Source organism: Streptomyces subrutilus (assembly GCF_008704535.1).
Taxonomy (GTDB): Bacteria; Actinomycetota; Actinomycetes; order Streptomycetales; family Streptomycetaceae; genus Streptomyces; species Streptomyces subrutilus.
Genome location: NZ_CP023701.1, coordinates 7,578,347 through 7,604,974, shown reverse-complemented (window position 1 = coordinate 7,604,974; position 26,628 = coordinate 7,578,347). Strand labels below are relative to the sequence as shown.

Sequence of the window (26,628 nt, the reverse complement as noted above, 5' to 3'; positions counted from 1 at the left end):
GTGTAGGCGTCGAAGACCTGGGCCGCGCCGGTGGCCAGGACGGTGTCGTCGGCGCCACGCCCAGCAGGCGGCCGAGGAGTTCGTGGAGGGCCCTCTCGCGGGGGGCGGGCCGTCCGGGGGTGCGGGGCGGTGTGGCGGTCGTCGTGGGCGGTGCGCCCGGCGAGGACGGCGCGCACGGCCCGCGGCATCCGGCCGGCGTAGGCGGTGTTCAGGTGGGCCGTGTGCCGGGCGTGGTGCGTCGGCGTGTTCATTTTCAGGGGCCTCCCCCCGTGCGGGGGCCGCGGCACGTTTCGCCCGGCCCTGGTTTTCCCTGTGTTGCCAAAACGCTGGCAATACCTTGCCCAGCGGTCGGGACTTTTGGCAATGTCCGCTCCGGCGATACTCAAGTCCGGGGAATGCGGCAAAAATTGGCAAGATGCGGGCCGGTTTCTGTCACATCCCCTGCGGTGCAGGTCACAGGGGTAGCAGGGTGGTCTGGTGGGGTGCGGGGGCGGGTTGGGGGGGGTTTACGGGTGGGGGGTCCAGTGGTTCTCCAGCGGGTTTTGAGCGAATTCCGAGCGGGTGTTGCCAATCTTCTTGGCAGAGGAGTTGCCACGCCGGATCGGCTTGTTGCCACAGAGGAGTCACCATGAGGAGCATCGCCCGCATCGCCGCCGCCGCCGCGCTGGCAGGAGCGGCCGTACTGGCCGCCGCGGGGGCCGCCGGGGCCGACGAGGGCGGCGGCCGGATCGACTGGCCGTCGCCCCGGCCGCCGGGCCGCCGCGCCGGGGCGCGGCCCGGGGGCGCCGGCCGGCCCGCAGCGCATCGACTGGCCGTAACCGGCCGTCGGGAACCGGTCTGCGCCGCCCCGGCCGCCCGTGCGGCCGACGCCCCGACGCGCGCCCCCGCACCCGCTCGACGTGCCGTGATGGAAGGCGGCTAGAGAGCGGCTACAGGAAGGGGATGGAAAACCTCCACCCCGGCTAGCGTGCCCGCATCGGGGGCAGTTCCCTGGCCAACTGTCGAAAACGGCCGGGGGACTCGACGAGTACGGAGGAGACCATGAGGATTCAGGTTCTGGGTCCGTTGAGCGCCGAGGTCAACGGCGGCTCGATCGTTCCGACCGCGGGCAAGCCGAGACAGGTCCTGTCGCTGCTCGCGCTGTATCCCGGGCGCGTGATGCCGGTGCCCACCCTCATGGAGGAGATCTGGGGGACCCAGCCGCCGCAGAGCGCACTGACCACCCTGCAGACGTACATCCTGCAGCTGCGCCGCCGCCTGGGGACCGCGATGGGACCCGACGCGCCGGGCGGCGCCAAGGAGGTCCTGGCCACCCGGCACGGCGGCTACCTGCTGCAGATACCCGAGGACAGCGTCGACGTCCACGACTGGGAACGGCTGATCCGCGAGGGCCAGGGCGCCTACGAGGCGGGCGACAGCCAGCTGGCCGCCGACCGGCTGCGGGCCGCGCTGGACCTGTGGCGGGGGCCGGCGCTGGTCGACGTACGGGTCGGGCCGATCCTCGACATCGAGGTGATGCGCCTGGAGGAGAGCCGCCTGGTCACCGTGGAGCGGCGCATCGACGCCGACCTGCGCCTGGGACGCCACAGCGAACTGATCGCCGAACTCACCGACCTGACCGCCCGTCACCCCCAGCACGAGGGGCTGCACTCGCAGGTCATGGTCGCGCTCTACCGCTCCGGCCGCCAGGCGACCGCCCTGGACGTCTACCGGCGGCTGCGCGGACGCCTCGTCGAGGACCTGGGCGTGGAGCCCTCACCGCAGCTGCAGCGCCTGCACCAGGCCATGCTCGCCGTCGACCCCGCCTTGGAGGTCCTCGCCGGACCCCGGCGCACCTCGACGTTCGACCTCTTCGCCGCCTGAGCCGCCCCTCCCCCGCTCCGACCGGCCGGGCCCGCACCCCGGCCCGGCACCGGACCGCACGGCCGCACCGGGCCCCACCGCAGCGCCCCGCACCGCGCTGCGCCCGACGCCCCGCCGCACCGCGCCGGCCGGCCGCACGGGACCGCCCCCGTGGCGCCGCACCCCACCGCAGCCACGCCGCACGAGGCGCCGCCACGCCACCCCGCCGACAACACCCGCCCAACTCAAGGGACTTCGATCCCGGGCTTCGTCGACTCAGACCTCGACTTCGGGCTCAAGGCCTCGCCTTCGGGCTCAGGGGCTTCGGGCTTCGGGCGGGCGGTCCGTGCAGTGCGTACGGTCCGGGGCGCTTACCGCTCCCGTACGCCACCCGCCCCGCCGGGCCCCCGCCGGCCCCGCGCCGGTCCCCCGCCGGGCCGCCGCGGGCAGCCCGCGCCCCGCTCCCCCACCGCACGGCCACACGGCCACACCCTGCCCGCCCTGCCGTGGTGTTCGGGCGCGGGTGTCCCGTACGGGCGCGAGCGGGCGGCCGGCGGGGGCCTTGGGGTGCGGGGCGCGGGCTGCCCGCGCCCGCTCCCCACCGCACGGCCACACGGCCACACCCTGCCCGCCCTGCCGTGGTGTTCGGGCGCGGGTGTCCCGTACGGGCGCGAGCGGGCGGCCGGCGGGGGCCTTGGGGGTGCGGGGCGCGGGCTGCCCGCGCCCCGCTCCCCACCGCACGGCCACACGGCCACACCCTGCCCGCCCTGCCGTGGTGTTCGGGCGCGGGTGTCCCGTACGGGCGCGAGCGGGCGGCCGGCGGGGGCCTTGGGGGTGCGGGGCCGGGTCAGGGGCGTACGGAGGTCGAGGCGGCCAGGCCCCGGGCGAGGGCGCGGGCGCTGTCGCCGGGGCCGGCCAGGCCGGTCAGGACCACTCCCACCGCGCCGCCCCCGCTCCCGGGGGCGCGGTGGGCGCCGGCGAGCGCCCGCGCGAGGGCGTACGCGGCGCCCGCGGCGGGGCCGTGCCCGCACAGCAGCAGCCGTCCCGGGCCGTGCGGGCCGCCGCCGGCACCGGCACCGGCTGCGGCTCGGACGGCGGCTGCGGCGGCCGCGTCGGGCGGGCCGTCGAGTTCCAGGGCCAGGACCGTCTCGGGGCCCCGGTGGCCGCGGACGAACAGCTCCGGCACCCCGGCCGCCGCCCCGGGCACCCGGAGCAGGCAGATCACGTCCGCGGCGGGCTCTCCGCGGCGCAGGGTCCGCAGGGCGGGGCGGCGGGCCGGTGCGGGCCGGTGCGGGGGCGGGCGGCGGGCACGGGGGCGGCGGCCAGGGTGTCCAGGAGCCGGCCGACGGCGGGATCGGCTCCGCCGCGGGGGCGTCGGCCGGGTGCGGACCCGGCACCGGTTCCGGCGTCGGGGCCGGGGTCGGATTCAGGGCCGGGGTCGGATTCGGGGTCGGGGTCGGGTAGTTCGGTCAGGGCCTCCAGCAGGGCCAGGCACTGGCCCAGGACGGTGCGGGCGTCCGTGTCGGTCCACACCGCGCGGTCGTAGACGGCGTCCAGGACCAGGGCTCCGGTGTCGTCGTGGCGGGCGGTGAGGGCCAGGGGCGGGGTGGGCGCGGCGTCTTCGGCGGCGGTGCGCGGTTCGTCCACGGTGATGCCCCGGGCCCGCAGTTCGCCGCGCAGGGCGGCCGGGAGGGTGTCGGGGTCTCGAAGGCGACGACGGACTCGCTCAGTTCCTCCGGGCCGGTGCGGCCGCTCCACGCGCGGATCTGGTCCTGGGACACCCACGGGTACGCGGACAGGTCCAGCAGGGCGTCGCGGACCTGCCGCAGCAGCGCGGACAGCGGCTGTGCCCGGTCGACCCGCACGGTCAGCGGCAGCGGGCCGCCGAGCAGCCCGGGGATGCCCGCGCCGGAGGGTGCGGTGCTGTCGCGGCCGGAGAGGCGCACCGCGAAGCTCACCCGCAGCGGTTGCCCGGCGCCGCCGGCTGCCGCCCGGTAGAGCAGCAGGGCCCACACCGTGTGCAGGGCGCTGCTCTCCCCGGCGCCGCGGGCCGCGGCCCAGGACCGCAGTCGGGAGCTGTGGGGTTCCTCCAGCCGTCGGCGCAGCCGCCCGCTGCCGGGGTCGCCGTCCGGTCCGGGGGCCGGTGGGGGTCCGGGGCGGGGTGGGGGTGGCGGCCGGGGGTGGTCGCGGCGTGGCGCGGGGGTGCGGTGCGCGTCCACAGTTCGCGGGCGCCGTCGCTGCCCTGGCGGGCCAGCCAGCGGGCGTGGTCGCGCAGGTCGGGGCGGCGTTCGCCGCCGGGCAGGACGCCGTCGGCGAGGTAGGCGCGGTAGAACTCGCGCAGCAGCAGGCGCACGCCGCGTTCGTCGAGGAGGGCGCGGTGGCAGGTCAGGAGCAGCCGTGCGGGGGCGTGCGGGGTGTGGGCGTGCGGGGTGTGGGGTGGGGGGCGGGGTGCAGGACGGTCAGGCGCAGCAGGGGCGGGCGGTGCAGGGGAAGGGGCGTCGGCGGTCCTGGGAGAGGAGGTCCGGCCAGTGGGGGCCGGTGTGGTGGGCGATGTCCACTTCGGCGTGCGGGTGCAGGACCAGGCGGGGTTGCGCGGTCCAGTCCAGGGCGGCCCGCAGGATCGATTCCCGTTCGCACACCGACTGCCAGGCCGCGTCGAAGCGGGCGCGGTCCAGTGGTCCGGTCCAGGTCCAGTGGAGTTGGCGCAGGGAGAGGCCGGGGCCGCCGGGGGTGGTGACGGCCTCGCGCAGCAGGTCGTGCTGGTGGCCGGTGAGGGCGAGGGGTGGCCGTCGGCGGGCCGGGGGCCGAGGAGGTCGGCCAGCAGGGTGGCGTCCAGCAGCCCGTCGCGGCAGGGGGGTTGGTGGGGTCCGGGGGCGGGGTGCAGGCGCAGGGTGTGCCGGCCGGGGCCGTGGGGCTGGAGGGCGACGTGGTAGCGGCGGTGGCCTTCGGCGATCCGCGCGGTGAACCGTTCGGCGTCCGCGTCGTCGGACAGGCCGAGTACGTCCAGGACCAGGCCGCGTCCGCCCGCCGCGGCCGCGGGTTCGGTGCGGGGGGTGGCGGCGGGGTGGAGGTGGTGGACCACGGTCAGGGGCGCGGCCGGGTCGGCGGTGGCGGGCCGGCCGGTCACCGGCTGGCCCGGGCGGGGGCTGCGGGCGGGCGGGCACGGCGGGCGGGGTGGGGGCCTGGGCCCGGGGCGCGGGCACGGTTCAGGCGGCACGGCGGGTCGGGCGGGGCGCGGACGGCGTCCGGGGCGGTCGCCTCGTGTGCACGGCTGCGTTCACGGCGTCCGCCTTCCCTCGCCCCGGCCGGAGGTGACCGGTCGCAGGAAGCGTAGTTCGCCGCCGGGCCGCGGGGCGGTTTCCTTGAGCGGCCCTGCAGTGCTCCGCGATGCGGTGTCGAGAGCGCGGGCGGCGCCGCCCGCGCCCGCGGGGCCGGCGGGGCCGGCGGGGGCGGGGTGGGGGCGGTGGGCGGCGGCGAGCAGGTAGCGGTCCTGGACGAGGTGGGCGGCCACCTCCCACGGCCCGGACGGCCGCCCGGCACCGGCACCGGCACCGGGGCCGGTGTCGGGGCGGGGGTCGTGGCCGGGGTCGGTGTCGGGGCCGGTCGGGGTGTGCAGGAAGGGCCGGCCGAGGGTGTCGTGGCCGAGGGCGGGGGCCGGCATGCGGTGGCGGGCGCCGTGGCCCAGGGCCTGGGCGTGGGCCTCGCGCAGGGTCCACAGCGACAGCAGCCGGGTGCGGCGTTCGCCGGCGGGCAGGGCGTCGAGGGCGGCGGCTTCCCGTGGGGTGCACAGCTGGTCGCGCAGGGTCGCGTAGGGCAGGTCGCGGGCGGCCGGTTCGGCGTGCACGCCGATGGGGCCGGTGCGGCTGACGCCGACGGCGATGAGTTCGCCGGTGTGGGCGACGCCGAGCTCGATGCGGGCGCCGGCTTCGGCGCCGCGCAGGACGGGCCGGCCGCCGGGGCGGTGGGCCAGGTCCAGGGTGTGCGGGGGGACGTCCAGGGCGGTGGCGGCGGTGTACTTGAGGACCACGCGCGAGACGGCGAACCGCATCCGGGCGGCCGCGGCCGGCGTCTGCCGGTAGCGCGGCCAGTCCCCGGCGAGCAGCGGGCGCAGTGCGGGGTCCAGGAGGACGGCGGTCAGCCACTGGCCCCAGGTCGTGCAGAGCAGGGCCCGTCCGGTGTCCTCCAGCCGGTCGGCGAGTTCCTCCCAGGGGCCTTCCGGTCCGGCGATGTGGACGGGCGCCTGCAGACCGGCGGGGGCGGGCGGGCCGGCGGGGCGGGGGGCCCGGCGTGGTGGGTCGTCCGGTGCATCGGGGGCTCCTCCTGTCGGTGCTCGTCGCGCGCGGCTCGCTGCTCATCGCAGTCGGCGTACCGTGTTCTGCGCGTGCCAGGCGGCCAGGCGCAGCGTGTCGGTGGCGGCCCGGCCCAGCCAGGTGCGGACCTGGGCGCGGACGTCGGCCGCTCCCCCGTCCGGGTGTCCGCGGGCGGCGTCCGGGTCCGTGTCGGGGGCGGGTGGTGCGGTGGCGTCGGGGCGGAGCATCACCTGCTGGGCGCAGACGGCCAGGACGCCGTCGCGGTGGGGCTCCAGGGACCATTCGCCGCTGTGGGCGGCGATGGGGTGGGGGGTGGCCAGTTCCTTGTAGACGATGCGTGCGGCGGCGGGGAAGCACAGGCGTACCGAGCGGGTGGCCAGGGTGCGGCCGTCGGGGGTGGCGCAGGTGTCCAGGGAGGCGAGCTGGATGCCGGGGGTGTCCTCGGTGACGTGGGCGGCGTCGATGTGGGGACGCGGTCGGGCCAGTGCTCGACGTGGTAGAGGAAGTCGTAGACGAGTTCGGCGGGGCCGGTGACCTGCAGGGTGTCCTGGAAGGACAGCAGGAGTTCGTCGAGTTGCTCCCAGCGTTCGGCGAGTTGGGCGACGTGGGCGAGGAGGGCGGCCGGTTCGGCCTGCCAGTGGTCGCGGCTGTGTCCGGTGGCGGCGGCGGGCGGCCCGTCCAGGGTGCGGTCCTGGGCCAGGGTGAGCCGGCAGCGGGCGGGGCCGTGGGCGTGGACGGTCCAGGTGCCGGTGGTGGGTGCGCCGGGGCGGGCGGTGTCCTCCTGTTCGAACCGCACGGTGCGGGTGTGCGGGTCGAGGGTGCGGTGGAGGTGGAAGGAGCGGACGCGGCCGTCCTGCAGGTCCCACAGTCGCAGGCGTTCGCGGACGCCGTCGAAGTCGATGCGTTCGACGTGGACGGGGCCGGGCAGCAGCAGGGGCCAGCGCACGGCGTCGGCCAGCAGCCCGTACACCACGTCGGCGGGGGCGGCAACGGATGCCGTCTGCTCGCTGGTGTGCACGCGCTGCGAGGGCATCGCTCGCCTCCCCTGGTCGTCCGTGCGGGTGCGCCCCACGCTGCACCACCCCGCTAGAGGCTCCCTCGACCCCCGCACGGACCCGGGAGACCGGCGGGAAAGCGGGGGGGACGGGCCGGGGGGACGGGTCGAGGGGCGGACGGGTCGGGGGCGGTGGCCCGGCGGGCCGGGGGCCGGGGGGCGCCGTGGGCCTGCCCGGCACGGTCCGGGCGGGGTGTTCTAGGAGGTCGGGGCGGGGTGGGGCGTGTGCAGGGGGGCGGGCGGGGTGTGGGGGCGGCGGCCGGCAGGGGGCCGGGAGGCGGGGCGGGGTGCCGGGTGGGGCGGTGGGGGTGAGGGCGTCGGCCAGGACCCGCCAGATCTCGGCGGCGAGGTCGATGTTGGCGTCCCGCTGGGCTTGTTGGGCGAGGTCGCGCAGGCCCTGGATGCCCTGCGGGTCACCGTCGAGGATCAGCAGTTGGTGGCGCAGGATCTCCAGCCGTACCTGGCCTCGGTAGGTCATCCGGGGCTGGTCCGCGGCGAGGGCGGCGAGCAGGGCGCGGGCCTGGTCGTAGTGGCCGGTGGCGTAGGCGAGGTCGGCTTTGAGGGCGGTGAGGTCCTGGCGCAGGGCGGGGGTGGCGACGAACGCGAGGGCGGCTTCGGCCTCGGCGGCCCGGTGTTCGGCGCGGGCGGGTTCGGCGGGGAGCTTCTCCAGGTGCAGGCGGGCGGTGGCCAGGCGCAGCCGGGTCCACAGGACGAGGTCCTCCTGGCTGCCGAAGCGTTCCAGTGCCTCGTCCAGGCAGGCCTGGGCGCCGGTGTGGTCGCCTTGGCGGACGCGGACCGCGGCTGCCGTCCACATCGCCTCGGCCCACAGGGTGTCCGAGCGGCCCCGCAGCAGGGCGGTCAGCTCGTCGGCGTGGACCCGGGCGTCGGCGACCCGGCCCGCCTCGGCCGTCACCGAGACCAGGGCGAGCAGGGCGGCGGCGCGGTCTTCCACTCCCAGGTCCTCGCCGAGCGCGATGCGGTGGGCCTCGACGGCCGCGTCGAGGGCGGGGGTGATCTCGCCGAGGGAGCGCAGGCAGCGGGCCAGGCGGGTGAGGCCGCGGACGCGCAGTTCGCCGACGTCCGTCTCCTCGCCGAGTTCCACCAGCCGTGCGAGGTGGTCGCGTTCGGCCGGGTGGTCGCCCTGGAGGCGTGCGGCGCGGGCGAGTTGCCACAGGGCCTGCCAGCGCAGCAGGGCGCTTTCGTGGCCTTCGGCGGCCAGTGCCCGGCGCAGTGCCTCGATGGCGTCGGGGGACCCGGTGGACGCCGCCAGGGTCAGGGCCTGGGTGAGGGAGCCGCCGGCCTGTTCCTGGAAGTCGTGGGCTTCCAGTCCGAGTCGGCCGGCCAGGTATCCCACGGCCCGGTCGGTGGGTTGGCGGGCGCCGGACTCCAGGCGGGAGAGGTAGCTGGTGGACATGCCCTCGCCGGCCAGGGCCGTCTGCGACAGGCCCTGGGCCATCCGAAGCTTCCTCAGGCGGTGTCCGAACGCGGGCTGTCGCAGCATGAGCATCCCTGGGTCGCGGGGCAACAATTCTGTCGGGAACCGGCGCCGAGCGTAGGGCGCCCGGCAACGGGCGGGCAAACCTTTGCCAGCGCCGGCGGACCGGTCTCATGCGCACGTCATGCGGCTCTCCGGCGGGTGTCGTGCGGTCTTCGAGCGGTCCTCGACCCCTTCGAGGCAGACTCTCCAGGACCGGCCGCGGCACCCGCCGGTGACCTGCACTTCCGCCAATCCAGCGCCTTGGAGTCGACGATGGGGCCATCGGTGTGCGCAACCCGCGTGTCCTGGACGCCCGCAGCACACCGCGCCCCGGCCTCCCCCGGCCCAGGGACCCGCGCCCGCGCCCGGCCCGCGCATGCGGGCCGGCTCCTGCGCACGGCCCTCACCGCGGGCCGCGCCCTGCGCCCGGACGAGGACATCGGCTGGCCCCGGGCCCGGGCCGAGGCGCGGGCCGGGGGCGGGGACTGCGTCCGGGCGTGAATCCGCACCGGACCGCCGCACCCCACCGCCACTGCCGCGCCGTCTCGGGACACGCGGGCCGGGCCCGGGGTCGGGGCCGGCAGGGGGCGGACGCGGGCGGAGCGCTCCAGGGGACCGGAGCGGTACGGATCCCGGACCACGCACTGCGGCGACACCGGGCGGCAGCACCCGGACCGAGCAAGGGCGCGGGCGCGCGAACAGGCGTGTGTACGGGCGCGCGCGGGCGCTGGACACGGGCGCCGGCGGGGAGCGGCGTACGGCGGCGGTAGGACACGAGCGCGCGGACCGAGCTCGCGGACGCGCGGGGCAGCGTACGGCGGCACCGCGCCCCGGCCGGAGCGGGGCCGGGCGGGCGGGCGGGCGGGCGGAGCGAGTGGGGCGTTGGCCCGTCGCAGAGTGCGTGCGGCAGGCGGGAGCGTGCGCGTCGGCGCGCGGCCGTGCCCCGACCGCTCGCGGAAGGGCGGCGCGACCGCTCACGTGCCGGCAGCCCGACCCTTCACGGGCGGACGGACGGGCGGACGGGTGGGCGGGCGGGCGGGTGGGCGGGCTGCGCGGCTTCGTGGAGCGGGGTGGCCGGGGCCCGCTACAGGCCCGGGCGGGGTGGGTCAGACGGCGTAGAGGTCGAAGGTGGTGCCCCGCCGGGGGCCGGCCGGTACGTCGAGGGCGGGGTCGACGGCGAGCATGGCCTGGTGCAGGCGCTGCAGCTGCGGTGAGGGCTCCACGCCCAGGTCCTCGACGAGGCGTCCGCGCAGTCGGCGGTAGACGTCCAGGGCCCGGCCTGGCGGCCGGAGCGGTAGAGCGCGACCATCGCCTGCGCGTGCAGTCCCTCGTGTTGCGGATGGCGGGCGGTCAGGTCGGTGAGTTCGGCGATCAGTTCGGTGTGGCGTCCCAGGCGCAGGTCGGCGTCGATGCGGCGTTCGACCGTGGCCAGGCGGCTCTCTTCCAGGCGCATCACCTCGATCTCCAGGACCGGGCCCAGCCGTACGTCGACCAGGGCCGGGCCCTGCCACAGGGCGAGGGCCGCCCGCAGGGAGGCTGCGGCGCCCGCGTCGTCACCGTGCTCGTGGCGGTCGTGGCCGCTCGCGACGAGGGACTCGTAGGCGTGGACGTCGACCGCCTGGGGCGGTATCCGCAGCAGGTAGCCGCCGTGCCGGGTGGCCAGGACGTCCTTAGCGCCGGCCGGGCCGCCCGGTGCGGCCGGGCCCATGGCGGTGCCCAGGCGGCGGCGCAGCTGGAGGATGTACGTCTGCAGGGTCGTCAGCGCGCTCTGGGGCGGTTCGGTGCCCCAGATCTCCTCCATGAGGGTGGGGACCGGCATCACCCGCCCCGGGTAGAGCGCGAGGAGGGTGAGGATCTGCCGCGGTTTGCGGGCCGTCGGCACGATCGAAGCGCCGTTGACCTCGGCACTCAACGGACCCAGCACCTGAATTTTCACGGTCTCCTCCGCACGTCGTCGTGTTCCTCTCGTCGTCCGGTCCTCGACCCGGGGCACGGTAGCGGGCTCCGCGGGTGGTCACCGGTTCCTCCAGCGCCCTTCGAGGCCGCCTCCAACAGGACGTGCACGTAAGGTCGTTCAGTGCCGTCGGCGGAGCGCCCGCACGCTCGCGGGCCTCCCGTTCCGGGCGCGTCGGCCACACCCGGCCGGGCCGGGGCAGGGGCGGGGCCGCACGGCCGGCGGAGCTGGAACGGGCCCGGCCCGGCCCGGCGGTGGCCGGGGGCGCCGTACGTCCGTGCGGGCGGAGCGGCCCGGGGCGGGTTCACGGCGGGCCGGCGGGTGCGCCGCCCGTCCGGCGGAACAGCCCACGGCCGAGAACACGACACCAGCACCAGCAGCGGCAGCGGCAGCGGCAGCGGCAGCGGCAGCGGCAGCGCCGACAGAGCCGGCAGGGACGGCGGGGACGACGGTGTGCCGAACACGGGCGTGTCGAGGGGTGGTTGCCGTCCCGGGGTCGGCGACCCGTTGGGGGTCACCCCCTCCCGGCCGTGGGTCCTGCCGCCGTCGCCGGGGCCGTACTCCCGGCCGCCGTCGGACCGAGCGGACCGGGCGGACCGGGCGGACCGGACGGGTCTGGCGGGTCGGACGGGTCTGGCGGACCGGACGGGTCGGACGGGTCTGGCGGGTCGGGCGGGTCTGGCGGGTCGGACGGGTCTGGCGGGTCGGGCAGGTCGGGCAGGTCGGGCTGGTCGGGCTGGTCGGGCTGGTCGGGCTGGTCGGGCTGGTCGGGCTGGTCGGGCGGAAAGGTGGCGGGGGCCGGCGGGTCCAGGGGTGCGGCCCACAGCGGTACCACGTGTACCGGGCTCACGGCCCGCTGTAGGCGCCGCGTACCGCCCGCGCGCCCGCCCCCGCCCCCGGGCCGGTGGGGGTGTCGGCGGTGTGGCGGCGGGGCCGGTGGCCGGCGTCGTGGTCCCAGGCGTCGGCGGTGGCCTGGGTGCGGTACTCCCCCGCCCTGGCCTCCCCGACCAGTGCGGGCAGCAGCAGGGCCCACAGGGCGGCGACCTTCCGCTGGAGTTCCCCGTAGGGCATGCCGGTCCCGGACAGGACCTCGATCCCGCAGGCCGCGGCCACCACCAGGGCCTGCGCGCTCTCCCAGTCGCGGCCCGCCGCGGGTACCTCGCCGGACTCCCGTGCCATGCGCAGCAGGGTGGAGACGGCCGAGATCCACGCCCCGTGGAAGTCGACGACCGCCGGGCGGGTTCCGCCCGGCCCGCGGGGGGCGGCGCCGCATTCCTTGGTGATCCTGAAGCTCGCCGCGACCGCCGGGTCCTCGTGCAGGGTCCACGCGAGCCAGTGCGTGGTGTCGATCAGGGCCTGCAACGGGGGGACGCCGGCCTCGCGCAGGGCGCGGACCGAGTCGTGGAGCAGGGCGCAGCCGCGCTGTTGGACGGCCTCGGCGAGTTCGTCCTTGGAGGCGAAGTGGAAGTACAGCGCCCCCTTCGTCACTCCGGCCGCGCTCGCGATGTCGCCGAGCGTGGCGTTGGCGTATCCGTTCTGGTGGAACATCTCGGCCCCGGCATAGACCAGCCGCCTTCGGGTCCGTTCCGACCTCTCCTGCACCGAGCCGTCTCCTCTCACCGCCGACACCGCCCCTGACGGGCGTCCACGGGTGTCCGCGGGCGTCTGCCGCTTCTGCGGGCGGGCCTTCACCTGTGCCCCGCCCGGCATCCCACTCCTGACCCGGATCCGGCCCCGTACGGCCGTTGCCGTATGGGGGCCGGCCCGGTACGAACCGCACCGCACGGCCCCTCGCCCCCACCCCGGGCCCCGGCCCGAACCCGGACCCGGGCCCCGGGTGGTCCTGGACCCGGGCGGCCCCGGGCCCGGTAGGGGTGGGGACCGTGAACCTCACACGGGCCGCGACCCCGCGCGGACCGCGACTTCCCCCGGACCGCGACTTCCCCCGGACTGCACCCCATACGGGTCGCGACCTCGTGCGGAGCGGCCCCCGGTTGGGGGCCGGTGTCCGGCGGAGGGGGGCTCAGACCCGTACGAGTCGTTCTCCGCCGGGTTCCGCGCCCGTCTCGGCCGGGTTCTCGGGGCCGGCCATGAGGATCGAGCGCTGCAGGCGGCGCAGGGCCGCGGAGGGTTCGAGTCCCAGTTCGCGCACGAGGGTCTGGCGCAGCCGCTGGTAGACGTCCAGGGCCTCGCCGCGGCGGCCCGAGCGGTGCAGGGCGAGCATGAACTGCCCGTGCAGGTTCTCGTGGGTGCGGTAGCGGGTGGCCAGGACGGTGAGTTCGGCGAGGAGTTCGCGGTGGCGGCCCAGGCGCAGGTCGGCCTCGATCCGCTGGTCGAGGGCGCACAGGCGCGTCTCCTCCAGCCGGCGGGTCTCCATGTCGAGCTGGACGCCGCCGTGTACGTCGGCGAACGCGGGCCCGGACCACAGGGCCAGTGCCTCGCGGAGCAGTCGGGCCGCTCCGGCGAAGTCCCCGGCGTCCATGGCCCGGTAGCCGGTCCCGGCGAGCCGGTCGAACTCCCTGACGTCCAGGGTGCCGCCGCCGCTGCTGAGCAGGTAGCCGCCGGGCAGTGTCACCAGGACGTCCTTCGCGGTCCGCACCGCGGCTCCCCCTCCCGGAGCCGGGTACGCGGCGGCCGGGTCGGCCGCCGGTGCCTGTCCGGGTCTCGCGCCCTGTTCGAGGGCGGTCGCGATGAGGGCGCGTAACTGCAGGACGTAGGTCTGCAGTGTGGTGCGCGCGCTGCGCGGCGGTTCTCCCGCCCACAGCTCCTCGATCAGTGCCGACACGGGCACCACCTGATCGGCATGGAGGGCCAGGAGGGCCAGGACCTGCCGGGGCTTGGGGGCGGTCGGTGTGATGGAGATCCCGTTCTCCCGCACGGCCAACGCGCCCAGTACATCGATGTCCACGCCGTACTCCCCTGTCCTTGGATGAGTCGCAACGCCAGTAGAAAACAGGACCGACGGTTTGTCAATATCAAACCGGTCGTGCTGTTTTACGGACCAGCGGGACCCGACCATGACTCAAGTACCGGCTCTGAACTGCCAGTTCACAACGATCAACCAGGCCGGGCGGTAGGCTCCCACCCCTCGACGGCCCCTCGACCCGCGCCCTGCGACCGGCTCCGAACCCACTGGAAAGAGACCGCACAGTCTCCTCTGCGACGTCATCCCCGGCCCTCACACCACCCCGGGGCCGCACCCCCACCAGCGCAGCCACCCGCCCGGCCCGGCCCGCACGGCCAGCCCGGCCCGCACGGTCCGGTCCGCACGGCACGCCTGGTACGGCACGCCTGGTACGGCGCGCCCGGCCCGCACGGTCCGGTCCGCCCCGGGCACCCCCGTCCCTCCGCCCGGCCACCGGCCACCGGCCACCGGCCACCGGCCGCAGCAGGCAGCCCGGCCCGCACGCGCCCGTCCCGGGGGCCACGGCCCGGCTCACGACCCCACCCGCCGGAAGACCCCGCACCCCCGCACTCCGCGCCCCCGGCCGCCCGTACGTGCGGCGGCAGGACCACCGGGCCCGCGGCAGGGGCAGGGGGCAGGGGGGCACGGGCGGGCCGGAGCCGGCCGGGCGCACCCAGGCCGCAACGGCGCCACCGCGGACGGGAGAACACGTGCCCGGAGGGGCTTGCAGGCCCGACACCCCCCGCTCCGCTCCCGGCGCCGAAAGCCCCGGGCCCGTCCGTCGACCGCCCGCCCGGCACAACCCCCACGCACCCGGCGCCTCCCACCACCCCGGTGTCCCGGTGTCCCGGTGTCCCGGTGTCCCGGTGTCCCGCCGCGAACGGCCGGCCACCCGGCATCCCCGCGGGCCCGACCGGTGGACGGGCCGGTGCGCGTCTGCGGCCGGGGCCGCGTTCGCGGTACCGGGGTGTTCCGGCGCCGGCGGATACCGCGTGACACGGCGCGCGGACGGCGCGAGCCCCTCGCCCGGTCCCACGACGACCGGCCGCCGGCCCCGACAACAGACCCCGGGCCGGTCCGAGACGACCGGCGGCCCCGCCACCACCGCGCCCGGCCCGGAACCCGACGGCCCACCCCGATCGCCCCGCCGACCCGCACCCGTTCACTCCCCCACCATGGAACCCGCCCGGGCAGGCCCGCAGCCCCCGCCGCCCGGGACGCACCGCCGTACGGAACGCGCCCCGGGAGCGAAGAGCCCTTACGGGACCACTCCGCCGGCCCACGACTCCCCCACGGGAAAAAGGGGCGCCCACCCCCCTGCGGCACATCGCCTCACGCCTTCCCCCTCACCCGGCGCGACCCCGGCAGGCCGCCACCCACCCAGGCCACGCCCGAAACGGAACACGCCGACCTCACCCAGCCCTGCCCGACCTCCAGGCCCACACCCCGCCCCGGCCCTGCCCACGACCACGACTGCCGGCTGCGGCCACACGTGCCGGGGGGCCCGCCCAGGCCCCGTCGGCAGACGCAGGCAGCCACCGGCCCCGGCGGCGCGCCGCGTCCCCGCCCGGACAGGCCGCACAGACCGTACCCGCACCGCCCGCCCGCGGACCCGCGCCCCGAGGCCCCCGAAGCAGACGTCCGAACATCGGCACACCACCGCGACAGCCACCGACACCGGACCCGCCCGACCCGGCCCCTCCCCCGACCACCACCAGGAAAGACAGCCCGCACCAGAACGCTCCCACCCCCGGCACCTCTGCCCCCCACGCCCCACGCCCCACGCCCCAAGGGCGCACCTGCGCGCCCTGCCCGGTCCCGGCGCGGGAGAGTCCACGGCAAGGCCGCGGGCGACGGACGGCGGGCGGCAGGCGGCGGGCGGCGGATGCGCAAGTGCCGCCCGCCGTGGACATGCCCGCAGTCCCCGGCACGGGGGGCGATTGCCGGTGGCACGTCCGACTGCCGCCACCGTGTGCAGGCGGCCATGGGCGGCTGTGCGCGTCACCGCGTTCCCTGGTGTGGGGCCGTCACCGCCGGGTGAGGTCGCGGCCGGGGTCCACGGTCCAGTGGTTGGTCCGCAGGACCCGGTCCGCGAAGGTCACCGGGCACTTACCGACGAAGCGGAAGCCGAGGGAGCGGCAGATGGCGTTCGAGGGGCCGTTGCCGGTCGCCGGGAACGCGTGCACCACACCCCAACGGCCGTCGTCCCGGGCCTGTTCGAGCAGAGTGCGAACGGCAAGGCCGCCCAGTCCTCGTCCCTGGAACTCGGGCAGGACCATCCATCCGATCTCCGTCACGGCCCCGCCGCCGCCCCCGTCATCGTGGGACCACAAGGTCACGGTTCCCGCCACGACGTCAGGCGCCGCAGCATCGGGGACGATCATCTTGATCCAGTCGACGTCGGCCGCCGCCCTCCGGACGTCCCGCCGGACCTTGTCGTCGATGCCTTCGCGTGGCAGCGGTCCGCCGAGGTCGCCCATCATGACCGGATCGCACCGCATCCTGACGTAGGCGTCGACGTCGTCGCCCCTGACATCACGCAACCGCACCGGCTCCCCCTCAAATCCCCGGACCGCCGAATGATCCGCCACGACACCCACCGGCGGCAACACACCCCATCCCGTCCCGGCGCCCCGTCCACCCACACCACCCCTCGCCCGGCCCGGCCCGACTCCGGGCCTCCGCAGGTACCCCACGCACCCCGGCCGGCCACCTCACCCGCCCTCCGACCCACAGCCGCACCACAGCCGCACCACACCCCGACACCGGCACCGGCACCGGGCCCACGGGCACCGACACCGCTCCCCCGCAACCGGCCGGACACGCCCCGGCGCCCCCGCGCCCGGGGAATCCGGACACCACGGCGAGCACCGTCCCGCCCGCCACACCCGCCCGCGGCGCGACCCCCACCCGCGCGCCAACGACCGCCGGGCACCGGTGGACGAGGCACGACAACCAGCGCCCGAGAGCAGCCTCCGAGCGGCACCACCCCCACCGACACACCCCCGGCCACGGCCACGGCACCCAACCGCACAAGGGCAAGACAGAACAGGGCAGGTGGCACACGGCCCGCCGCACACCACCGCCAACGACTCCCGCTCCCCGCCCCAGACCCCGCGCGAGACGCCAGCAGGACGCCCGGCACCAGGAGCGAAAGGCAACGCACCCACCCGACCGCAGAAGACAGCCGGCACGGGGCCCGGCCGGACCCCCGATGCCCCGTCAACAACCCCACGGCACCCCCTACGGCGCGGACGACTCAGGCACCCCCGCCTCCCCGGCCGACCAAGGAAGCCCCGACGGCACGGACGCCCCCGTGAGCACCCGCCAGGCCGCCCGCTCCGGCCCGCCCGACGAGGCCGGCGGGGCCGACAGGGACGAAGGCATCCGAACGCCCGGCACTCCGCGAACCCCAGGAGCTACGGGTTCGGAGAATCCGGGGACTCCGGGGACTCCGGGGACTCCGGGGACTCCGGGGACTCCGGGGACTCCGGGGACTGCGGGGACTGCGCAGCCCTCGCGGGCGCGGCGGCCGTCGAGGACCCCCCAGTCGTCGACGAACCGTCGGTCGTCGGGGAACTGGCGGCCGTCGTCGAACCGACGGTCGTCGCAGACCCCTCAGTCATCGGGGAATCAGCGGGCATCGGGGAATCGGCAGCCGTCGGCGAACCGGCGGTCGTCGAAGGCCCGGCCGCCGTCGAGGGCCCGGCCGCCGTCGAGGGCCCGGCCGCCGTCGAGGGCCCGGCGGTGGTCGGGGGCCGTGATCCCTGGGGCAGCAGGTCGTCCAGGATGCCGGCCGCCGCGAGGCAGGGCAGGGTCAGCGACCAGAACCGGGTGAGGGCGTTCGGGGCGATCAACTCCCGCTCCCGGGACCCCAGAACCTCCAGCCCCACCGTCCACGCCACCACCGCACGCGCCGCGTCCCGCGGCGCGACCCCCTCGGCCAGCGTCCCCTCCCGCGCGGCGGCCCGTACCGCCTCCTCGACCCACCGCGCCCACTGCCGGCGCAGGTCCACCCCGCTCGCCCGCGAGGCATCCGCGCACAGCCCGTACCCGGCCCGCACCACCACATCCCCGGCCAGCAACGCCATCAACGCGTGCGTCGCGTCCACCAACACCTGCAACGCCCCGCCACCCGGCCCCCGCCCCGCCGCCCCCGACGCGTCCCGCTCCCCCACCGGCCGTCCACGCGAGGAAGCCCGGAAACCGGCGGCCGTGACCTGCCGCAGGGCACCGGCCGCACGTTCCTCGACCGCCTCCGCCAACGCCGTCTTGCTCTCGAAATGAAAATGCAGACCGCCCGCGCTCACCCCGGCCCGACGGCTGATCACCGCGATCGACGCCGTCACGAACCCCTGCTCGGCGAACACCTCCGCGGCCGCACGCACCAGCGATTCCCGAGTGCGGGCCGCACGCTCCTGCTTGACCATGGAAATGTCTCCACAAACCGCCAACGCGGTTTGCCTCAGGGGGTAAAAGATCTTCGCGTCACAGTCGGCCGCCCCACCGGAGCCACACTCGCATCCCACTGGAGCGCCCCCCGGCCACCCCCGCAACCACCACACCCGCCCCACCACCCACACCCGCCCCACACACCGGACACCAGGGACCGGGCACCAGGCGCCGGGCACCGCGCCACCGGCACGGGCCTCGGCCGCCGACAGCCCCACCGGGCCCCCAACCCGCGCCACAGGCCCGCCGCCACGGCAGCCAGCCCCCGCCCACGGCCCACCCGGCCCCGACCCGGAGACCTCCCCGAACCCAAGCCCCGGACCCGGCCCACGGAGCCGCACACGCCAGGGCTCGCCCCCGCCCGGGGGCTCGCGCGCCGGCCGGGCCTGCCGCGCCCCCACCCGGCACCCCCCTTTTTTCAGGAGAACGCCGGGTCCGCCTCGCGCACCGGGCCCCGACCCGACTCCAGTTCCGCGGCCACCCGCTGCCCGCGGTCCGGCGCCATGTCCAGCCGGGCCAGCATCGCCGGCGTCGCGATGCTCGGACAGATGTGCTGGTAGACCGCGGCCACCCGCTCCTCGACGTCCGTACGGTCGTTCAACGCCTGCGAGTAGATCTGCGCACCCGTCCAGCAGGCCGACAGGATCCAGGCCGTCTCCGCCGGATCCACATGAACCAGCAGCTCACCCTGCTCCTTCGCCCGCACCAGCAAGGTCCGCGTGAACTCGATCCACCCCGGCACCGAACCCCCGCCGAAGATCTCCCGCATCCCCGGCCCCAACGACAGCCGCGCCCCCGCGCTCAACATCGGCTCCCGCTTCATCCGGTACGCCAACAGCATCGCCACGTCCACGAGCTCCTGCAGCTTGCTCTCCCGCTGCGGCACCCCGCCCTCACCGAACTGCTCGTCCAGCACCCCCTGCGCCAACTCCTGCTTCGACGCGAAATGGAAGTACAACGCCCCCTTGGTGACCCCCGCCCGGGAGAGGATGTCGGCGATGGTGGCCGCGTCATAGCCCCGCTCGTCGAAGACCGCCGCAGCCGCCTCCAAGATCACGCGACGCGTACGTACCGCACGCTCCTGCCGTGCCACGGTGCCTCCGTTGTCCAAGGGCCACTCCGGCCGGACCCGCATACACGAATCCACCACCCTCAGTAAAACCAACCAGAAGGTCCGTATTTTATCAAGCGGGCACACCCCGCCCCGCCCTCACACACCCCCAACCCACCACCCCCAACCCACCCTCCCCACAACCCCCTTCACCCCCACCCGCCTCACACACCCCGCACCGGACACCGCCCCCCGCCCGAACCCCGAACCGACCCGCCGTCCACCACGACACCACCCCCGACCACGTCCCCGGCATCCACACCGACACCGACACCGGCCCCGGCATCCACACCGTCCCCGACCCCGGCCTCGACCACGGCCTCGACGCCGACACCGGCCCCGGCATCGACGCCGACGACCCCGGGACCGGATACGGGACCGGCACCAGAACCGGACGCCGCGCCCGGCCCCGCGCCCGAACCCGTGTCGGGCACCTGCACCGAGACCGGCACCGGAGCCCGCACGTGCACCACCCCCGGCACCCGCTCCCCGACCGGCCCGGCAACCACACCCGCACCCCGCACCTCGACCCGCACCACAGAACCCCCCGCACCCCCGGCCACACCCACCCCGGCACCCGCACCGGCCCCTGCCCGCACACCCGCACCGACGCCAAAACCGACGTCACCCTCCACACCGCCTCCCGAACCGAAGCCGGAACCGGAACCGCCCCCCACGCCGGAGCCCGAGCCGGATCCGCCCCCCACCCGGTATCCGGAGCCGGAGCCGGAGCCGCCCTCCACCCCGTATTCGGGGCCGGGGCCGCCCTCCACCCCGTATCCGGGGCCGGAGCCGCCCTCCACCCCGTATCCGGGGCCGGGGCCGGGGTCGGAGCCGGGGTCGGGATGCGGGGCGGCCTGGCGGCCCAGGACCACCGGCAGTTCACGCAGCCCGTTGGAGATGAACGACTCCACCCGCGCCGGCCCGCGCCCCTCGCCCCCCACCCCCGGCGCCAGAGCCGCCTCGGGGAACCGGGTGAAGAACCGGCGCAACGCCACCACGCACTCCAGACGGGCCAGCGTCGCCCCGGGGCAGTGGTGGGTCCCGTGACCGAACGACAGGTGCTGCGCCCGGGTGGAACGGGTGACGTCGAAACGGGCGGCGTCCGGGCCGTGGACGGCCGGATCACGACCGGCCGACGCGAAGGACACCAGAATCGGGTCACCCTGCGCGATCACCACACCCTCACCCATGTCGATGTCCTCGACCGCGAACCGCAACAGCCCGTACGCGGCCGGCGCCTCCACCCGCAACGACTCCTCCACCGCGTCCTGCCACGACGCCACCCCCGCCCGGACCAGCGCCAACTGATCCGGAGCACGCAGCAGCTCATACAGAGCGGTGCTGATGAGATTGGCGGAGGTCTCATAACCCGCGGTGAACAGCAGAATCAGGTTGTCCAGGAGCTCCTTCTCACTGAACGGCGCCTCACCCCGCGCACCATCACGAGCCGTGATCAACGCACTCGTCAGATCAGGCCCCGGACTACGCCGGCGATGCGCCACCAGATCGGCCATCGTCGCATTGAGATCGGCAGTGTTGCGACGAGCGTCCTCGGCAGAGATCGCCGTGTCGAAGAACCCCTTGATGATCTTGTGGAGAGGCGCCCAGGACCGCTCCGGAATCCCGAACAGCTCGAACACGATCCGAGTCGGCAGCTCATGCGCCAGCGCCGCCCGCAGATCCACCGCGCGACCCTCCCCGCCCACCCGGGCCAACCCGTCCAACAACTCCCCCACGACAGCCTCCACCCGCGGCCGCAGATCACTCACCCGCCGGGTCGTGAACGCGGCCGCCAACGGCCGCCGCAACCGCGTGTGCTCCTCCCCGTACGCGGTGTGCATGTTCTGCACCGACACCCAGATCGCCAACGGCCAACGATCGTCCACCTCCCCACCCGCCCACGCCGGCCAATGCCGGTAGGCATCCTTCGACACCCGCGGATCCACCAGCAGACGCCGGATGTCCGCCTGCCGATTCACCGCCCAACCCCGCACCCCACCCGGCAACACCACCGGCACCGCCGGACCCCGCCCACGGATCCACTCCGCCTCGGCATGCATCCGGACACCGGACACATCGATCTCCACAGGACACTGACGGTTCATCACACAGCACTCCCCCACGGACGGCGACACGGCATGCCCCGGAACGGACACCCGCCCAATCAAACCGCCCATCCGGTTCTCGACTCACCGGCGGCGGCCCCGAGTCTGGCATCCGCCCCACCCCCTTGCCAATGGCCCACCAGGCCCACAACTCCCCCGCCCCACACGGCCACAGCCCAACCCCCACCCACCCCACACCCACCACCGCCCCCGTCTGAACACCACATGCCGCCACCCTGTCCGACCGGCACACACGACCGGAAGACCACTTGCCACTTTGACCCCCCTCCCACCCGCCACCCCCACCCACCCCCCACCCCGATATCCGCTGGTCGCCCCCTCCCCACACCCCCACGACACCCACCCCCACCCCCCACACGACACCCCCCGCCCACCACACACCCCCCGTCAAGACCTTGCAAACAAAACCGGAGAGTCCGTATCTTGCGGAACGCGTGAGGAACCCCGACCCATCCGTCCAACGGCTCTGCGGGAGACGTCCATGACCATGCTCACGATCCGCGAGAACACCCCCCTGCTCCCCCCACCCGGAGCACCCCTGACCCGATGCAACCCCCTCCCCACCCCCACCCCCGCCCTGACCACCACCGTCCCCCGCGAATACGTCCACCGCAGCTCACTCGCCGAGGTCTTCCTCACCGGCTGCCACCGCACCGGCGAACACACCTTCCACCTCACCGGACAATGGCCCCGCGCCCACACCTTCTTCACCACCCCCGACCACACCCGCCACGACCCCGTCCAAGCCGGCGAAACCATCAGACAAACCGGCCTCTACCTCTGCCACGCCCTCTACCACGTCCCCCTCACCCACAACGTCCTCCTCCACACCCTCGACTTCACCACCCACCCCCACCACATGCACATCGGCACCACCCCCACCGACCTCCACATCACCGCCCACTGCACCAACACCACCCAAAAAGGCAACCGCTTCTCCGGCACCCTCCACACCACCATCCACCGCAACAACCACCCCATCGCCACCGGCACCGCCCGCTTCACCTGCATCCCCCCCACCACCTACCAACGCCTCCGCACCCCCCACCACACCACCCCCCACCCACCCCTCCCCCGCCTCACCCCCATCCCCCCCCACACCGCCGGACGCCACCACCCCCACGACGTCGTCCTCGCCCCCACCAACCACCCCCACCACTGGCAACTCAACCCCGACCTCAACCACCCCATCCTCTTCGAACACACAAACGACCACCACCCAGGCATGGTCCTCATCGAAGCCGCCCGCCAAGCCGCCCACGCCCTCCACCACCCCACCAACCCCACCTACACCCCCACCACCCTCACCACCCAATTCCACCAATACGCCGAACTCCACACCCCCTGCTACATCACCGCCACCACCCCCACCCCCCACCACACCCACATCACCGCCCACCAAAACAACAACCCCATCTTCACCACCACCCTCACCCACACCACCCCATAAACCCCACCCACCCCAACACCCCAACCCTCGAACAAACCCTCCCCAAGGAACACCACACCACCAACACCACCACCCTCCACCCACCCCCACAGACCACCACCCCCATACACGCCACAGCCAGCCACAACACCCCACCCCACCCACACCACACCCACCACACCCCCAGCACCCCCACAGCACCCCGCACGAACACAGCACGAAACACGACCGCCACAGAGCCCGAGAGGTGAAGACAAACACCGGGACAGCACCCCCACAGCACCCCGCACGAACACGGCACCCCGGCGCCCAGAGCGCCAGGGCACCCAGGGCACACCGGACACCAGGCACCCGGGGCGCCCAGCCAGAGCGCCTAACAGCGGGAACACACCGACACCCCAGCACCAGGCACCTACCAACGGGAACATCCCGTGGGCCCTACCAACGTCGATGGCAGTCGCGCCCCAGTCGCCCCCGCAACAGTCCAAGCACGCGAGGCTCTGCTCGTCGTCGTGGACGCGGGAGTCGCCGATCCACTACCAGTCGAGTCGAGCGGGCAAGGAATGCCGGCCCAACGGCACCCGCACACCACACCGATCGGCGCGATCTGACACGGCCGACCTGGTCCCACGTACGCCTCCAGGCGGGGCGAACCTCGCCATGGCCGCCCGCCTCGATCTCGCAGCGGCAACCGTGCCCGACCCCGCACCGCTCGGGCACCGACCGAGGATGCGTGAGCCGTCAGCCCTTCCGAACGGCAAGAATCGGCACAAATCCTGGCCAGCACAGCGCCAAGCAACGGGACGCAACGAGGCAACTGACCGGTGGCCTCGGACGCTTTCGACAACGCGCACCGAACCCTTCAGCCCGTCATCCCACCCGGCCTCGACCTGACGACGCAGCGACACGGCGACACCGAGCCTCCGGCTCAGATCACTTCGTGGAGACCTTGTGGACGGTGGTGTCGTCGGGGTCCAGCCGCCGCCCGTCCGCAGACAGCACTTCCAGTTCGCGGAGGCGATGTCCCTGTCGGCGGTCGACCAACTCTGAGCGCGGCTCGTCGGGGGCGAAGAAGTTCTGTTCGCCCCACTGCCGAAGCGCCACGATGACGGGGAAGAGCGCCTTCCCCTTCGGAGTCAGTACGTACTCGCGGTAGGCGCTGCCGTCCGAGGCCGGGACGGATTCGAGGACACCACCGGCGACCAGGGTGCGCAGTCGCGCGGTGAGGATGTTCTTCGCCACTCCGAGGCTGCGCTGGAACTCCCCGAAGCGTCGGCTTCCGTCGAAGGCGTCCCGCACGATCAGCAGGGACCACCAGTCGCCGATCGCGTCCACCGACCGGGCGACGGGGCATTCACTGTCGTCGAAGCGCGTCCTGGTCACCATGGCGTCCCTCTCTCATGACGGTTGCAACATGCTACCAATAGAGTACCGTCACCTCTGGTAGCAAGATGAAACCAGAAGTGAGCTGAGGAGTGAGGAATGCCGATGTCCGGCGACGGTGAGACTGCGACCCGACGAACCGAGGCTCGAAGCGGGGAGGGCGCCGCGCCCGTCCCGCCTCGTGGCATCTTCATTCTGTTCGCCGTCGCCTGTGGGGCCGCGGTGGCCAACGTCTACTTCTCCCAGCCGCTCCTGGTGACCATGGGGCACGACCTGGCCATGAGCCCGGCGCTCGTCGGCAGCGTGGTCACCCTCACACACGTCGGATACGGGCTGGGACTCTTCTTCCTCGTACCCCTGGGCGACGTGGCCGACCGCAGACGGCTGATCGTTGCGCAGCTGCTGCTTCTGGTGGTGGCGCTGGCCGCGGTATCCGCCGCCCACACGGCAGCGATCCTGCTCGCGGGCATGGCCGCCACCGGGCTTCTTGCGGTCGTCACGCAGACGCTGGTGGCCTTCGCGGCATCACTGGCCCCTCCTGCCGGGCGCGGCCGGGTCGTCGGCCAGGTCACAAGCGGTGTGGTCATCGGGATCCTGCTCGCCCGCACCGCGTCCGGCCTCATGGCCGATCTTGCGGGCTGGCGCTCCGTCTACCTCGCCTCGGCGTCGCTCACCGCTCTGCTCGCCCTGGTCCTGTACCGCGTGCTGCCACGCCACAGCGACGCTCCGCCGACAACCCTGCGCTACGGACAGCTCCTGCGCTCCACGATCACCTTGTTCGCACGGGAACGACTGCTACGACTCCGGGCCCTGTTCGGTCTGCTGATCTTCGCCGCCTTCAGCACCCTGTGGAGCGGCATCGCACTGCCGCTCAGCGAGGCCCCGTACTTCATGTCCCACAGCGCGATCGGGGCGTTGGGGCTGATCGGTGCTGCCGGCGCTCTGGCCGCGACCACAGCGGGCCGTCTGAACGACCGCGGACTCTCGCGGCGGACCACCGGCGTTGCCCTGGCACTGCTCGCCGCTTCGTGGCTGCCGTTGGCCTTCACCCGCAGTTCGCTCTGGGCGCTGGTCGTCGGGGTGGTTCTTCTTGATCTCGCCGTGCAGGCGGTCCACGTCACCAACCAGACGCTCATCTACACGTTGCACCCGGAGGCGGGCAGCCGACTGATCGGCGGGTACATGGTCTTCTACTCGATCGGCAGCGCCACCGGCGCCATCGCCGCGACGTCCCTCTACGAGGTGGCTGGCTGGGGCGCCGTATGCGCCCTGGGTGCGGCGTTCAGCTGCCTCGGACTCGCGCTGTGGGCGTTCACGCGGCACAGCACCCCGGACTCCGGGCCCCGGACCCCGGACCCCGCCGCCAAGGTGACGTCTCGGAGCGAAGCCCGAGCCTTCTCGCCGAACGGTGAGTGAGGGGCACGCCGCACGTCACAGGAGCGTGCGGCGCCTTCGGGGAGCACGCCCTGCCCGGGACGAGACGGGCTCGCCCAGAACGGCCTGGCCGGGGTACGAACAGGCCGCGGCGACACGGACCGGACGCGCGGGCGGGTGGGCTCGGTTGGCCGGGCAGCGGGAGGTCGGGGGTGACCCGGCAGACGTCGCCGACTCGGCCCCCGGCAGGCGGGGCAGCAGGCGCAGCCGCCGCAGGGGCGGCACGGCGCGGGCGGCAGCGGCCAGGTGTCGAGGGTGGCGTCCCGGGACGTGGCCGGCCCGCCCGGATACAGGGCCCGCCCCGGTGGGCGGACGGGCTCCAGCACGGCAGCGACCCACAGCAACAGGCGACGCTCCCCTTGGGGACGGCTCAGCAGTTCCACCGCGTCGAGTGGCCGGATGTCAGCGGTGATGTGATTCCCCGTCTTCGACCGGTTCCGAGTCACGGAGTTCTCCGGCCGACGGTCGGGCCTACCGGCACCGCGGGGGGACCGGATCACCCGGGGGTGCGCGGGCGGTGTTCTCACGCGTGCTGTGGGGCGGCGCGCAGTCCTTCGAGGAGTGTGGTCAGGTAGCGGTGCGCGGTGTCGATCCGGTCGGTGGGTGCGCCGCCCTGGACGGTGGCGGCGTAGGCGATGCCGCACATGAGCGGGACGAGGTCGGCGGCGGCCAGGCCAGGCCGGACCGCTCCGGCCTCACGAGCCCGGTCGAAGAGTGCGGTGCCGACCGAGCGAAGCGTCTCTTTGAGTTCCGTGGTGCGCGGCAGGGTGTCGGTGGCTGCGGCGGCGACCGGGGCCAGGGACGCGTCGGTGACCTGGGCTTCGACGGTGCGGAACAGGAAGCCTTCGAGCGCTCGCCAGGGGTCGGTGTCGGCCAGCGCGTGACGGCCGTCAGCTGTCAGGGCTTCCAGGCAGGGAGTGGCGACGGTCTCCAGCAGCGCTTCGGGGGTGGCGAAGTGCCGGTAGACGGTGCCGACTCCGAGTCCGGCGCGGCCGGCGACATCGTTCAGCTGCAGCGGTGTGCCCTGGTCGAGCAGGGCACGTGCGACAGCGACGATCCGGTCCCAGTTGCGGGCCGCGTCCTTGCGCAGGGGCGTCGTCATGGGGCCATGCTAATCGGATGCCCCATCCGGATCATGCCGCCGGTCG

At 74.9% G+C, this 26,628-nt stretch carries 19 protein-coding genes and 3 pseudogenes; 4 read left to right on the top strand and 18 right to left on the bottom strand.

Annotated features, from left to right (window positions below):
• Positions 1-251: pseudogene (locus tag CP968_RS33895) on the bottom strand (hypothetical protein); the annotation flags it as partial.
• 377 nt (positions 252-628) lie between these two features.
• On the opposite strand from CP968_RS33895, the gene CP968_RS33890 reads away from it, so the two are divergent.
• Together CP968_RS33890 and CP968_RS33885 are read left to right on the top strand one after the other, a co-directional pair.
• Positions 629-922, top strand: coding sequence for a hypothetical protein (locus CP968_RS33890; RefSeq protein WP_150521602.1), 294 nt, complete (start codon positions 629-631; stop codon positions 920-922).
• 119 nt (positions 923-1,041) lie between these two features.
• A complete protein-coding gene (locus CP968_RS33885) occupies positions 1,042-1,863 on the top strand; it encodes an AfsR/SARP family transcriptional regulator (RefSeq protein WP_150516124.1) in 822 nt (273 codons plus the stop codon).
• An 826-nt stretch (positions 1,864-2,689) separates the two neighbouring features.
• Here the strand turns inward: CP968_RS33885 and CP968_RS33880 are convergent.
• The 15 genes and pseudogenes from CP968_RS33880 to CP968_RS35225 all read right to left on the bottom strand — a co-directional run bounded on the left by CP968_RS33880 (position 2,690) and on the right by CP968_RS35225 (position 21,195).
• Positions 2,690-3,067 carry a hypothetical protein gene (locus CP968_RS33880; RefSeq protein WP_150521601.1) on the bottom strand — a complete coding sequence of 126 codons (378 nt, stop codon included), beginning with the start codon at positions 3,065-3,067 and terminating at the stop codon, positions 2,690-2,692.
• Positions 3,064-3,600, bottom strand: a complete 537-nt coding sequence (locus CP968_RS33875; protein ID WP_150521600.1) for a hypothetical protein — start codon at positions 3,598-3,600, stop codon at positions 3,064-3,066. The genes CP968_RS33880 and CP968_RS33875 overlap by 4 nt, the downstream gene beginning before the upstream one ends.
• Before the next feature lie 196 nt (positions 3,601-3,796).
• Positions 3,797-4,195 (bottom strand): hypothetical protein, encoded by a 399-nt coding sequence (locus CP968_RS33870; RefSeq protein ID WP_150521599.1) that lies wholly within the window; start codon positions 4,193-4,195, stop codon positions 3,797-3,799.
• 106 nt (positions 4,196-4,301) lie between these two features.
• Positions 4,302-4,481 carry a hypothetical protein gene (locus CP968_RS33865; RefSeq protein ID WP_150521598.1) on the bottom strand — a complete coding sequence of 60 codons (180 nt, stop codon included), beginning with the start codon at positions 4,479-4,481 and terminating at the stop codon, positions 4,302-4,304.
• Between the two features lie 638 nt (positions 4,482-5,119).
• Positions 5,120-5,890 (bottom strand): 4'-phosphopantetheinyl transferase family protein, encoded by a 771-nt coding sequence (locus CP968_RS33860; RefSeq protein WP_150521597.1) that lies wholly within the window; start codon positions 5,888-5,890, stop codon positions 5,120-5,122.
• A 303-nt stretch (positions 5,891-6,193) separates the two neighbouring features.
• Positions 6,194-6,379, bottom strand: coding sequence for a hypothetical protein (locus CP968_RS35240; RefSeq protein ID WP_244330612.1), 186 nt, complete (start codon positions 6,377-6,379; stop codon positions 6,194-6,196).
• A complete protein-coding gene (locus CP968_RS33855) occupies positions 6,379-7,185 on the bottom strand; it encodes an aromatase/cyclase (RefSeq protein WP_244330611.1) in 807 nt (268 codons plus the stop codon). The genes CP968_RS35240 and CP968_RS33855 overlap by 1 nt, the downstream gene beginning before the upstream one ends.
• 1,393 nt (positions 7,186-8,578) lie before the next feature.
• Positions 8,579-8,662, bottom strand: a pseudogene (locus CP968_RS35235) (helix-turn-helix domain-containing protein); the annotation flags it as partial.
• Between the two features lie 1,127 nt (positions 8,663-9,789).
• Positions 9,790-10,619: pseudogene (locus tag CP968_RS33845) on the bottom strand (AfsR/SARP family transcriptional regulator).
• An 864-nt stretch (positions 10,620-11,483) separates the two neighbouring features.
• Positions 11,484-12,239 carry a ScbR family autoregulator-binding transcription factor gene (locus tag CP968_RS33840; RefSeq protein ID WP_150521596.1) on the bottom strand — a complete coding sequence of 252 codons (756 nt, stop codon included), beginning with the start codon at positions 12,237-12,239 and terminating at the stop codon, positions 11,484-11,486.
• A gap of 421 nt (positions 12,240-12,660) precedes the next feature.
• Entirely contained in the window at positions 12,661-13,545 is an 885-nt protein-coding gene (locus CP968_RS33835) for an AfsR/SARP family transcriptional regulator (protein ID WP_150516132.1), read from the bottom strand.
• Positions 13,546-15,569: 2,024 nt separating this feature from the next.
• Positions 15,570-16,091 carry a GNAT family N-acetyltransferase gene (locus CP968_RS33830; RefSeq protein ID WP_150516133.1) on the bottom strand — a complete coding sequence of 174 codons (522 nt, stop codon included), beginning with the start codon at positions 16,089-16,091 and terminating at the stop codon, positions 15,570-15,572.
• A gap of 870 nt (positions 16,092-16,961) precedes the next feature.
• On the bottom strand, positions 16,962-17,972 hold the full coding sequence (locus CP968_RS33820; RefSeq protein ID WP_189829168.1) for a TetR/AcrR family transcriptional regulator: 1,011 nt from the start codon (positions 17,970-17,972) through the stop codon (positions 16,962-16,964).
• A gap of 440 nt (positions 17,973-18,412) precedes the next feature.
• The gene (locus tag CP968_RS33815) at positions 18,413-19,129 is read right to left on the bottom strand and encodes a ScbR family autoregulator-binding transcription factor (protein WP_341873719.1); all 717 of its coding nucleotides are present in this window, start codon (positions 19,127-19,129) and stop codon (positions 18,413-18,415) included.
• 140 nt (positions 19,130-19,269) lie between these two features.
• Positions 19,270-21,195 carry a cytochrome P450 family protein gene (locus CP968_RS35225; protein WP_268253313.1) on the bottom strand — a complete coding sequence of 642 codons (1,926 nt, stop codon included), beginning with the start codon at positions 21,193-21,195 and terminating at the stop codon, positions 19,270-19,272.
• Between the two features lie 520 nt (positions 21,196-21,715).
• Between CP968_RS35225 and CP968_RS35490 the strand changes: the two genes are divergently transcribed.
• Positions 21,716-22,684 carry a ScbA/BarX family gamma-butyrolactone biosynthesis protein gene (locus CP968_RS35490; protein WP_229886923.1) on the top strand — a complete coding sequence of 323 codons (969 nt, stop codon included), beginning with the start codon at positions 21,716-21,718 and terminating at the stop codon, positions 22,682-22,684.
• Between the two features lie 912 nt (positions 22,685-23,596).
• On the opposite strand, the gene CP968_RS33800 is transcribed toward CP968_RS35490, so the two are convergent.
• Entirely contained in the window at positions 23,597-24,049 is a 453-nt protein-coding gene (locus CP968_RS33800; RefSeq protein ID WP_150521595.1) for a winged helix-turn-helix transcriptional regulator, read from the bottom strand.
• 102 nt (positions 24,050-24,151) lie between these two features.
• Between CP968_RS33800 and CP968_RS33795 the strand changes: the two genes are divergently transcribed.
• Entirely contained in the window at positions 24,152-25,462 is a 1,311-nt protein-coding gene (locus CP968_RS33795; protein WP_208836023.1) for an MFS transporter, read from the top strand.
• Between the two features lie 541 nt (positions 25,463-26,003).
• Here CP968_RS33795 and CP968_RS33790 read toward each other — a convergent pair.
• Positions 26,004-26,582 carry a TetR/AcrR family transcriptional regulator gene (locus CP968_RS33790; protein WP_150521593.1) on the bottom strand — a complete coding sequence of 193 codons (579 nt, stop codon included), beginning with the start codon at positions 26,580-26,582 and terminating at the stop codon, positions 26,004-26,006.
• Positions 26,583-26,628: the final 46 nt, after the last annotated feature.

Excerpts from the sequence above, each read along its gene's own strand:
- CP968_RS33795 (WP_208836023.1), top strand. The coding sequence starts at position 24,152 with ATGTCCGGCGACGGTGAGACTGCGACCCGACGAACCGAGGCTCGAAGC.
- CP968_RS33800 (WP_150521595.1), bottom strand. The coding sequence starts at position 24,049 with ATGGTGACCAGGACGCGCTTCGACGACAGTGAATGCCCCGTCGCCCGG.
- CP968_RS33885 (WP_150516124.1), top strand. The coding sequence starts at position 1,042 with ATGAGGATTCAGGTTCTGGGTCCGTTGAGCGCCGAGGTCAACGGCGGC.
- CP968_RS35490 (WP_229886923.1), top strand. The coding sequence starts at position 21,716 with ATGACCATGCTCACGATCCGCGAGAACACCCCCCTGCTCCCCCCACCC.
- CP968_RS33890 (WP_150521602.1), top strand. The coding sequence starts at position 629 with ATGAGGAGCATCGCCCGCATCGCCGCCGCCGCCGCGCTGGCAGGAGCG.
- CP968_RS33820 (WP_189829168.1), bottom strand. The coding sequence starts at position 17,972 with ATGGTCAAGCAGGAGCGTGCGGCCCGCACTCGGGAATCGCTGGTGCGT.
- CP968_RS33855 (WP_244330611.1), bottom strand. The coding sequence starts at position 7,185 with ATGCCCTCGCAGCGCGTGCACACCAGCGAGCAGACGGCATCCGTTGCC.
- CP968_RS33790 (WP_150521593.1), bottom strand. The coding sequence starts at position 26,582 with ATGACGACGCCCCTGCGCAAGGACGCGGCCCGCAACTGGGACCGGATC.
- CP968_RS35240 (WP_244330612.1), bottom strand. The coding sequence starts at position 6,379 with ATGCTCCGCCCCGACGCCACCGCACCACCCGCCCCCGACACGGACCCG.
- CP968_RS33815 (WP_341873719.1), bottom strand. The coding sequence starts at position 19,129 with ATGCGGGTCCGGCCGGAGTGGCCCTTGGACAACGGAGGCACCGTGGCA.
- CP968_RS33860 (WP_150521597.1), bottom strand. The coding sequence starts at position 5,890 with ATGCGGTTCGCCGTCTCGCGCGTGGTCCTCAAGTACACCGCCGCCACC.